This window comes from Parvibaculum sp. (assembly GCF_040882025.1).
Taxonomy (GTDB): Bacteria; Pseudomonadota; Alphaproteobacteria; order Parvibaculales; family Parvibaculaceae; genus Parvibaculum.
The window spans coordinates 26,161-36,158 of sequence record NZ_JBBECC010000052.1 but is presented as its reverse complement, the minus strand read 5'-3'; the positions used below and the strand labels follow the sequence as shown (position 1 = coordinate 36,158).

The following is a 9,998-nucleotide window of genomic DNA, read 5'->3' as shown; positions in this document are numbered from 1 at the left end:
CGCAGGAAAGGCGGCGGCCGGCGCTCGCCGCCCGGACCGCCGCCGGGCGGCCCCTTGCGGAAGCTCGCATCGGGCGTACCCGAAAAGCAGCGCGGCACGAAGGGGAAGGCATCGGTGAGGACATAAGCATAGCTGCCGCCGATCTCCGTGCCGTTGCAACGGTCGAGTGTGCCCGCCCCGCCCGCATAGACAAAATCCTGCGTGTAACGGCCGTCGTAAGCGCCGCCGGGACCTGAGGGCCGCGTTCCCGGCTTCAGCCGCCAGCCGGAGCGCCAGACGTTCGAGCGGCTGACATAGACCGGGAAACCGTCGGCGGCATAACCGACCAGCACCATATCGCCCGGCGGCAGCGCCGCGACGAGGCCGGTCGGAACGCCGTGATAGTGATAGGTGCCGTCCGGCTGCACATGGGCATGGTTCGCGTCGAGGCCGAGCCGGCCCGCACCGCCGACGATCGCCTCCTCGCGCCACGCGCAGGCGGGGTTCGGGCGGCTGCCGCGGGCAGCCCCCCAGCATTCCGCCGTACCCGGATCGAAGGGGACGCCGTTCAGAGCGACGCCGAACAGCGAGCCGCTGAGCGGCGTCTCGCGCCCCGTCTTCGCGGGCGCAAGCGCAACGCGCCAGGCATGATCCTGCGCCCGGATTGCGTTCGGATTGCCGGGACCGGGAAAGGCGCCCGTCGCATGATCCGGGAGACCGTTGGAGGAGATGAAGCGGAAGCCGTCCGCCTCGCGGATATCGACCCGGCTGCGTTCGGCGGCGGCGGGAAGGAGCCGCGGTACCGCATGATCGGGATCGGCCGTCTCATGCGCGAAGGCGGGTAGCGCGGCGGGGGCGCAGGTCAGCAGAGCAAGGAGAAGCCGGCTAGCGTTCATCGTCGTCTCCGGTCGGGCAAGGGGTGTGCGGAAGGTCAGGGGATGAAACGCGGACGCGGCCGGATTCCGTCGCAATTCGTCATTGTGAAGAACATTGAGCAAGAATGATGGACCTGATGGACACGATCCGCCAGCGGGATCGAGTTTTCTGAATCCGTCGGATGCTTCGACCGGGTTCCGTTGCAGATGTGAGACGTTTCGCGCAATCCAAAGTTGTCACGGCCCGGCTCGTCCCATGGACGTCCGGTTAAGAAGAGCAGATTTCAATTCAAATCGCTTGCGGCACCGCACTTTCTCCCATTTTCGTCATGATCCGGCCCTCCTTTGTGATCAAGGTGGCGGGTCATCCACGTCTTTCTTCTTCTTTTGGTTGCCGCCAAGACGTGGATGGCCCGAATAAATCGGGCCATGACGGGTTTGGTTGGAGTCGAGAGCCTCACTTCTGCAACAGAGCCCGCTTAGCCGGACAGCAGTGGGCTCGTCCGGGTCGTGACGATCTTTGTTGTCGTTTATGCCTCTCGCAACCAAGCCCACCCGCTGACGGACGCCGCCTGAAACAGGGCCGGCGCGCCGGCCCTTGAACTTATGACATAAATAATGCCAATATATTCGCGCCCCGGCCATTCCGCCATGGGGCCACGAAGAGGCGCGTCATGCAGGTTGTCAACGAAGTCTTCCCGGCCGATCCCGATCGCATCCGCGAAATGATGGCGCCGGGCCCGAAAGACCCGATTTTCATGGTCAACCTGTTGAAGTTCAAGGATCGCGCCGAGTACAAGGACGGCCGCGCCTGCGAGCTGAGCGGGCGCGACGCCTATCAGATCTATGGCCGCGAAGTTTCGAAGCTGTTGCCGAAATTCGGCGGCGGCGCCTTTTTTGCCGCCGACGTGAGTTTTCTGGCGCTGGGCCAGGTGGAAGAACTCTGGGACGAGATCGCGATCGCGACCTATCCCAACCGCAAGGCGCTTTTCGAGATGTCGATGTCGCCGGAATGGCGGGAGATTTCGGTGCATCGCGATGCAGGCCTCAAAGGCCAGCTCAATATCGAAACCGTGCTGCAGGACGGCGTGCTGGGGCGGCTGCAGCCGCTGCTCGAAGCGATCACGAAGGCCTGACGCGCAATGGAGGTGCTGCGCACGCCCGACGAACGCTTTTCCGGCCTCGAAGGCTATGCTTTCGCGCCGCATTATTTCAATGCCCGCGACGAAGACGGCACAGCGTTGCGCATCCACTATGTCGATGAAGGCCCGCGCGGCGCGAAGCCGATCTTGCTGATGCATGGCAATCCGACCTGGGCCTATCTCTATCGCAAGATGATCCCGGTGCTGGCGGCGGCCGGCCACCGCGTCATCGCGGTCGATCTCGTCGGCTGCGGGCGTTCGGACAAACCGGCCGCGAAAGCCGATTATACGCTGGCGCGCCACTACGACTGGATGTCGAAATGGCTGACCGGGCTCGAACTCACCGGCATCACGCTCTTCTGCCAGGACTGGGGCGGCACGATCGGCCTCTACCTCGTTTCGAAACATCCCGAACGCTTCGCCCGCGTGATCGCCTCGAACACCGGCCTGCCGACCGGCGACGGCGAAAGCGAGTTCATGAAGATGTGGGTCGGGATGATGCGCGAGGCGACGACCTTCCCGCTCGCCGAGATGCTGCCGCCGGGCATGGTGCACAAGATCACGCCGGGCGAACTCGCCGCCTATATCGCGCCCTTCCCGTCCGACGCCTATATGGCGGGCATCGTTTCCTTCCCGCTGCTGATCGCGGTACAGCCCGACAATCCGGGCGTGCCCCTGAACCGCGAGGCCTGGAAAGGCCTCGAGCGCTTCGAAAAGCCCTTTCTGACGCTTTTCGGCGCGCTCGATCCGGTCGCGAAGGGCGCCGACAAGGCAATGCAGAAGCGCATACCGGGCGCGAAGGGCCAGCCGCATCATGTCTTTCCGCAGGCGCATCATTTCATTCAGGAAGACGTGCCGGACGAACTCTGCGAGCATATTCTGCGTTTCATCGCCGCGACATGACGGGCGATGCATAAGGGGGACGAGCGATGACCGGATTGAAGAAATGGCAGGCCTATGCGCTGGCCGGCGTGGTGGCGGTAACGACGGTGGCGGCGACCGCCTTCGTCTTCCGCAAGGACCTGATCCTTTATTTCGTGGCCACGAGGCAGCGCGACGCAACCGTCGTGCTTGCGAACCGCGACATCCCCTGGCAGCAGGGACCGGCGGTGGCCCAGGAAGCGACCGACAAGCGCCCGCCCAACATCGTCGTCATCCTCGCCGACGATCTCGGCTTCAACGACATCAGCTATTTCGGCGGCGGCGCGGCGGGCGGCATCGTCGAGACGCCGCATATCGATTCGATCGCGAGGAACGGCGCCAATTTTTCGAAAGCCTATTCGGGCACCGCCGCCTGCGCGCCCTCGCGCGCCATGCTGATGACCGGGCGCTACGGCACACGCACCGGCTTCGAATTCACGCCGACGCCGCCCGGCATGACGCGCATCATGGATCTTTTCTACAATGACGGCACGCGGCCGCACGACATGCTGTTCGATGCCGACGCCGTCGCCAAGGCGCCGCCCTTCGCCGAGCAGGGATTGCCGGGCTCCGAAATCACGCTTGCCGAAGCGCTGAAACCGCAGGGCTATCACAATATCCATATCGGCAAGTGGCATCTCGGCAATTCGCCCGAGTTCCGTCCCAATGCACAGGGCTTCGACGAAAGCGTGATGCTGGAAAGCGGGCTCTTCCTGCCCGAAGACAGCCCCGACGTCGTCAATGCGAAACTGCCTTTCGATCCGATCGACCAGTTTCTCTGGGCGCGCATGAACTATGCGACCTCCTACAACGCCAGCGAATGGTTCGAACCGAAGGGCTATTTGACCGACTACTACACCGACGAAGCGGTGAAGGCGATCGAGGCCAATCGCAACCGTCCCTTCTTCCTCTATCTCGCGCATTGGGGCGTGCACACGCCGCTGCAGGCCTCGAAGGAAGATTACGATGCGCTGTCGATGATCGAGGACGAACGGCTGCGCGTCTATGCGGCGATGATCCGCGCGCTGGACCGCAGCGTCGGCCGCGTGCTTGCCGCCCTGAAGGAAAACGGCCTCGACGACAACACGCTGGTGATCTTCTCCAGCGACAACGGCGCGCCGGGCTATATCGGCATTCCGGACGTCAACGCGCCCTTCCGCGGCTGGAAGCTGACTTTCTTCGAGGGCGGCATCCGCGTGCCCTTCTTCGCGCAATGGCCGGCGCGGATCGCGCCCGGCACGACGCGCGACACGGCCGTTGCCCATATCGACATGTTCCCGACCATCGTCGCGGCGGCGGGCGCGGCATTGCCGTCCGATCGCGTGATCGACGGTATCGACCTGCTGCCGCATGCGACCGGCAACGCCCCGCCGCCCGACCGCCCGATCTTCTGGCGCGACGGTTACTACATGGCGGTGCAGGCGCGCGGATGGAAACTTCAGACGACGGCCAAGCCGGAAAAGACCTGGCTCTTCAACCTCAACGACGATCCGACCGAACAGGTCAATCTCGCCGAGCGCCATCCCGAGAAAGTCGCGGAACTGAAAACGCTGCTCGCCGACCACAATGCAACGCAGCGCGAACCGCTGTTCCCGGCGGTCGGCGAAATGCCGGTGACGATCGACAAGACGCTGGAAGAGGAAGCAACCGCCGACGACGAATACATCTACTGGCCGGGTTGAACGGCGCGCGCGACAGACCAGGGAGAAAATCATTGGCCTCGCTTGTTCCCGAAAGCACCAACGACGCCTATCGCGGCCACCCGCTCGCGGCCTGGGCGCTGACGCTGCTCGGCATATTGACCGTCGTGCCGGGCGCAATCCACGCCTTCCTGCCCGATGGCGGCGCCGGCGTGATTGCCGGGCTCGATCTGAGCGCCAACGCAGCGACGATTATCGGCGTCTTTGCCTGGGTCGGCGCGACGCAGATCGTCTGGGGAGCGCTGATGCTGTTCGTCTCCCTGCGCTACCGGAGCTTCGTGCCGCCGGTGCTGGCGCTGATCCTTGTCGAGCGCATAATCATCGCGCTCAACCAATGGGTGTTCAAACCGGGCGAGGGCCCGCACCATCCGCCGGAAGCTTATGCAACGCTGGTGCTGTTGCCGGCCGTTGCGGTGCTGCTGGCATTGGCGCTGAGGAACCACGACTAGGGGCTTTCGCAGGCCGCCCGCAACGCCTCCTCGATTGCCCAGAGCCGGTCCTGGCCCCAAAGCATCGCCCCGCCTTCGACGCGGAAGGACGGAACGCCCCAGGCGCCGCCGGCAAACATATCGGCGCGGTTTTTCTCGGCAACCTCGCGCCATGACGGATCGGCCAGCGCCTTTTTGACAAACGCATCGTCGAGGCCCGCCCGCGCGGCCAGCCGGATCAGACCGGCATCCGTCGCCGCGTCGATGCCTTCGGCGAAGACGCCTTGCAGGAAGGATTGGGCGAAGCCTGCGCCCTTGCCGGCCGGGATCGCGTGATGCAGCACCGACAATCCACGTTCGGCGCCGGCGCCGACGGGATCGGCGACACGCCCGAAGGGAAGCCCGAGACGTTCGGCCTCGCGCTTGCAGTCGCGCACGATATAGAGCTGCTTGGCGAGCGGCACGGGAAGCCCGCGCATCACCATCGGCAGCACGAAGCGCCATTTGAGATCGGCACCGTAATGCGCGGCAAGTTTCGTCACCCGTTCGATGGCGAGCCAGGTGTAGGGGCTGCGGAAGGAGATGAAGGCCTCGAAGACGGGCGGCCGGGCGGGCGTTTTGCACGGCGCCAGCGTCACCTCGCGGCGCGGTGCGATGGAAAGAGCCGGCGCATCGGCGCGGCGGAAGGGCGCAAGCCGTTCTTCGAGAAAGTCGAGCCGGTCGAGGCCCCAATACCACTCGCCCTCGAAATAGAACACCGCGCCGAGATAATGGCCGAGCTTCCTGCGCAAGGCGTCGCCTTTGGCGAGCGCCTTCGCGCTTGCATCCGGCGCCAGCGCCGAAACATCCGCATCGAGCGAAAAGCCAGCAAGCCGGCCCGAGAGCGCCGCGTCGCGCAGACCATAGGCGGTCAGCATATCGGGCTCGGGCGCCGCCGCCCTGTCGGGCGCCGAAACGGCATGGATCTCGACATCGACGCCGTAGCGCGCGCGCAACAGCGGCACGGCCTGCACGGCGAGCACGCTGTAGGGGTCGCCCGCCTGATGGAAGTAATGGATGACCGGCCGCCGCCCGGAGAGCCGCCGCATCAGCGCGCGCCGCCGCCGCCCCAGTGCCCTGAGACGCGGACTGGTGACGAGCGCGGAAACCGCCGTCGCGATCTTCGTCCGCATGCCGCGCGCCCCCGATTAATTATTGGCATTAATTATGCCAATAGTGGTCGGCGGGCATCCGCCTGTCAATCTCGGGCACCGCCGGCCGGCGCAATCGACATCGCGTCCAAGCAGGTTCACTCTTTGAAGGGGCTCAAGGCCACCGCATTTGTCCGCTCAAAAAATCGGCTTGTTTTTAACGCGGAACGGGATATATTTTAATTAGAATAATTAAAATATAGGCTCGCACAGCCGGCGGCAACGAAGGAACAGACAGATGAGCATGGAAAAAAGCGGCAAGTGCCCGGTGATGCATGGCGGCGCCACGACATTGACCATGGGCACATCGAACATGGAGTGGTGGCCGAACGCCCTCAATCTCGACATTCTTCACCAGCACGACAGCAAGACCAATCCGCTGGGGAAGGATTTCAACTATCGCGAGGAGCTGAAGAAGCTCGACGTGGCGGCCCTCAAGAAGGATCTCCACGCGCTGATGACCGACAGCCAGGACTGGTGGCCGGCGGATTGGGGTCACTATGGCGGCTTGATGATCCGCATGGCCTGGCACGCGGCCGGCTCCTACCGCATCGCCGACGGACGCGGCGGCGGCGGCACCGGCAACCAGCGTTTCGCCCCGCTCAATTCCTGGCCGGACAATGTCAATCTCGACAAGGCGCGGCGCCTGCTCTGGCCGATCAAGAAGAAATACGGCAACAAGGTGAGCTGGGCCGATCTCATCATCCTTGCCGGCACCATCGCCTATGAATCGATGGGCCTGAAGACCTTCGGCTTCGGCTTCGGCCGCGAGGACATCTGGCACCCCGAAAAGGACGTCTATTGGGGCTCGGAAAAGGAGTGGCTCGGCCGCGGCCGCTATGAAAGCGACGACAATCCGATGTCGCTCGAAAACCCGCTCGCCGCCGTGCAGATGGGCCTGATCTATGTCAATCCCGAAGGTGTCGGCGGCAAGCCGGACCCGCTGAAGACCGCGCATGAAGTGCGCGAAACCTTCCGGCGCATGGCGATGAACGACGAGGAAACGGTTGCCCTGACCGCGGGCGGCCACACTGTCGGCAAGACGCATGGCAATGGCGACGCGGCCAATCTCGGCCCCGATCCGGAAAGCGCCGATGTCGGCGACCAGGGTCTCGGCTGGCTCAACAGGAAGAGCCGCGGCATCGGCCGCAACACCGTCACGAGCGGCATCGAAGGCGCCTGGACCACCCATCCGACCCGGTGGGACAATGGCTATTTCGACCTGCTGTTCGGCTATGACTGGTGGTTGCAGAAATCGCCCGCCGGCGCCTCGCAGTGGGAGCCGGTCAACATCCGCGAAGAGGACATGCCGGTCGATGTAGAGGATCCCTCGATCCGCTGCAAGCCGATCATGACCGATGCCGACATGGCGATGAAGTTCGACCCGATCTACAACGCGATCTGCCAGAAGTTCAGGGCCGATCCGGCCTATTTCTCGGACGTCTTCGCGCGCGCCTGGTTCAAGCTCACCCATCGCGACATGGGCCCGAAGGCGCGCTATGTCGGCCCCGACGTGCCGAAGGAAGATCTGCTCTGGCAGGATCCGGTTCCGGCCGGCCGCAAGGATTACGACGTCGCGGCGGTGAAGGCGAAGATCGCCGCGAGCAGTCTTTCGACGGCTGAGATGGTGGCAACCGCCTGGGACAGCGCCCGCACCTATCGCGGCTCGGACATGCGCGGCGGCGCCAATGGCGCGCGCATCCGCCTCGCCCCGCAAAAGGACTGGGAAGCCAACGAGCCGGCGCGGCTGACGAAAGTGCTGGCCGCGCTGGAACCGATCGCCAAGGCAACCGGCGCCAGCATCGCCGACGTGATCGTGCTCGCGGGCAATCTCGGCGTCGAACAGGCGGCGAAAGCGGCGGGCATCAACCTGACCGTGCCCTTCGCGCCCGGCCGCGGCGACGCGACTGACACGATGACGGATGTCGAATCCTTCGAACCGCTCGAACCCGCGGCCGATGGCTTCCGCAACTTCCTGAAGAAGGATTACGCGGTGACGCCGGAAGAGCTGATGCTCGACCATACGCAGCTCCTGGGCCTCACCGCCGCGGAGATGACCGTGCTTGTCGGCGGCATGCGCGTGATCGGCACCAATCATGGCGGCACGAAGCACGGCGTCTTCACCGACCGCCCCGGCGCGCTGACGACCGACTTCTTCGTCAACCTGACCGACATGGCCTATGCGTGGGAACCGAAGGGAAAGAACCTCTACGAAATCCGCGACCGCAAGAGCGGTGCGGTCAAGTGGACGGCCACCCGCGCCGACCTCGTCTTCGGCTCCAACTCGGTGCTGCGCGCTTACGCCGAAGTCTATGCGCAGGACGACGCCAAGGAGAAGTTCGTGAAGGACTTCGTGGCGGCCTGGGTGAAGGTGATGAACGCGGATCGCTTCGACCTCGCGGCCTGACGCGCGGCTTAGCGTCTGACAACATGCGCCGCCCCCGGATCATCCGGGGGCGGCGTTTGTGTTTTGGGGGTGGAGTGTTGCAGAGAAAAATGACGGGTATCTATGGCGCGGGAAACGTTCCGGCCGGGAGCATACTCTCCTCGACCCATGCAATGCATTTCGGCCTTTCGCCATCCGTCTCGATGAATTCCTTCACCGCTTCCCAGGCGTCTTCATAGGGAATGAACAGGCCGACCGGTAACAGCGTGTCGTGGAGGTTGCGCACATGTTCGCCGAGACGCGAAAGATCGCCCATCGAATAAAATGTTTTGCTGTCGTCACCTCCCCACTTCCGCCAGGTGAGCTGGACGCCCAGTTCGGGATGTCCCCACATGTCGAGATAAACGGTAACACGGCGCTGGTCGGTCGGCGAAAAATGGTCGGTGCCGTCAACGCCTTCCGCCGTCAGACCACCACTGTCATTGCGCGTCTCGAAGAACCACCGCTTCCCGGACGGAGCGAGGAAATAGGGTTCCATCTCCGCCAGATCGGGCCATCCCTCGCGAAAACGAGAGGCAAAATAGCTATGCTTTCTCATGATCCCCACCACGCCCAAAAGCCATCGCCGCGCCCTGCATGGCGAATTCGATTTGAAAAAACAGCATAGCACTTCGAAAATCGAGCGAGCATGAACGCGATTCATCTACCGCAAGGCGCGACCTATCTGCCGGACTTCGTGACCGCGAAGGAGGAATGCGAACTCGCCGCCGCGCTCGACACCGGCGAATGGAGCGTCGAACTGAAACGTCGCGTACAGCATTTCGGCTGGCGCTACGACTATCGCGCGCGGGCCGTGACGGCGGACGCTTTTCTCGGCGCCCTACCCGACTGGCTGTCGCCGGTCTGCGCGCGGCTTGAAGGCGAAACAACATTCGGGCGCCTGCCGGACCAGATGATCGCCAATGAATATCTGCCGGGACAAGGCATCAGCGCGCATGTCGATTGCGTGCCCTGCTTTGCCGACAAGGTCGCCTCGCTGAGCCTGCTGTCGGCCTGCGAAATGCGGTTCCGTCATCGCGCGAGCGGCGAGAAATGCGCGCTTCTTCTCGAACCGCGCGCGCTGCTGATCCTTGCGGGCGCCGCGCGCTACGACTGGACGCACGAAATTCCGGCACGCATGGCCGACATTGTCGACGGCGAGAAACGGCCGCGCGCGCGGCGCGTCTCGATGACGTTTCGCAATGTGCTGAGAAGCGGTTGAGTGACAAGAGCAGACCATCGCCCGGCCGCTCAAACGGAGCGCGCGTCTAGCGCGCAGCCGCCTCCCAATCGAACGATTTCCACACTCGACAGCCGTCATGCAAGCCAAGGTAGAGG

At 64.0% G+C, this 9,998-nt stretch carries 9 protein-coding genes; 6 read left to right on the top strand and 3 right to left on the bottom strand.

Features of this window, described 5'->3' with window-relative positions; translation table 11 throughout:
• A partial coding sequence (locus tag WEB61_RS03465; RefSeq protein ID WP_368062931.1) for a YHYH protein occupies nt 1-875 on the bottom strand: 875 nt, incomplete at its 3' end.
• Nucleotides 876-1,528: 653 nt separating this feature from the next.
• Here WEB61_RS03465 and WEB61_RS03460 point away from each other — a divergent pair.
• Genes WEB61_RS03460 through WEB61_RS03445 form a run of 4 tightly spaced genes read left to right on the top strand, consistent with a single transcriptional unit; the run spans nt 1,529 to nt 5,066 of the window.
• Nucleotides 1,529-1,990, top strand: coding sequence for a DUF1330 domain-containing protein (locus WEB61_RS03460; protein WP_368062930.1), 462 nt, complete (start codon nt 1,529-1,531; stop codon nt 1,988-1,990).
• A gap of 6 nt (nt 1,991-1,996) precedes the next feature.
• Nucleotides 1,997-2,899 (top strand): haloalkane dehalogenase, encoded by a 903-nt coding sequence (locus WEB61_RS03455; protein WP_368062929.1) that lies wholly within the window; start codon nt 1,997-1,999, stop codon nt 2,897-2,899.
• Between the two features lie 26 nt (nt 2,900-2,925).
• Nucleotides 2,926-4,599 (top strand): sulfatase-like hydrolase/transferase, encoded by a 1,674-nt coding sequence (locus WEB61_RS03450; protein WP_368062928.1) that lies wholly within the window; start codon nt 2,926-2,928, stop codon nt 4,597-4,599.
• Between the two features lie 32 nt (nt 4,600-4,631).
• Nucleotides 4,632-5,066: a hypothetical protein gene (locus WEB61_RS03445; RefSeq protein WP_368062927.1), complete on the top strand. Its 435-nt coding sequence runs from the start codon at nt 4,632-4,634 to the stop codon at nt 5,064-5,066.
• Here the strand turns inward: WEB61_RS03445 and WEB61_RS03440 are convergent.
• On the bottom strand, nt 5,063-6,217 hold the full coding sequence (locus tag WEB61_RS03440) for a DsbA family protein (RefSeq protein ID WP_368062926.1): 1,155 nt from the start codon (nt 6,215-6,217) through the stop codon (nt 5,063-5,065). The genes WEB61_RS03445 and WEB61_RS03440 overlap by 4 nt on opposite strands.
• A 256-nt stretch (nt 6,218-6,473) precedes the next feature.
• Here WEB61_RS03440 and katG point away from each other — a divergent pair, with 256 nt between their 5' ends.
• Nucleotides 6,474-8,642: a catalase/peroxidase HPI gene (katG, locus tag WEB61_RS03435; RefSeq protein ID WP_368062925.1), complete on the top strand. Its 2,169-nt coding sequence runs from the start codon at nt 6,474-6,476 to the stop codon at nt 8,640-8,642.
• Between the two features lie 100 nt (nt 8,643-8,742).
• Here katG and WEB61_RS03430 read toward each other — a convergent pair whose 3' ends face one another.
• Nucleotides 8,743-9,219: an Imm1 family immunity protein gene (locus tag WEB61_RS03430; protein ID WP_368062924.1), complete on the bottom strand. Its 477-nt coding sequence runs from the start codon at nt 9,217-9,219 to the stop codon at nt 8,743-8,745.
• A 90-nt stretch (nt 9,220-9,309) separates the two neighbouring features.
• Here WEB61_RS03430 and WEB61_RS03425 point away from each other — a divergent pair, with 90 nt between their 5' ends.
• Nucleotides 9,310-9,882: an alpha-ketoglutarate-dependent dioxygenase AlkB gene (locus tag WEB61_RS03425; protein ID WP_368062923.1), complete on the top strand. Its 573-nt coding sequence runs from the start codon at nt 9,310-9,312 to the stop codon at nt 9,880-9,882.
• The last annotated feature ends 116 nt before the right edge of the window (nt 9,883-9,998 follow it).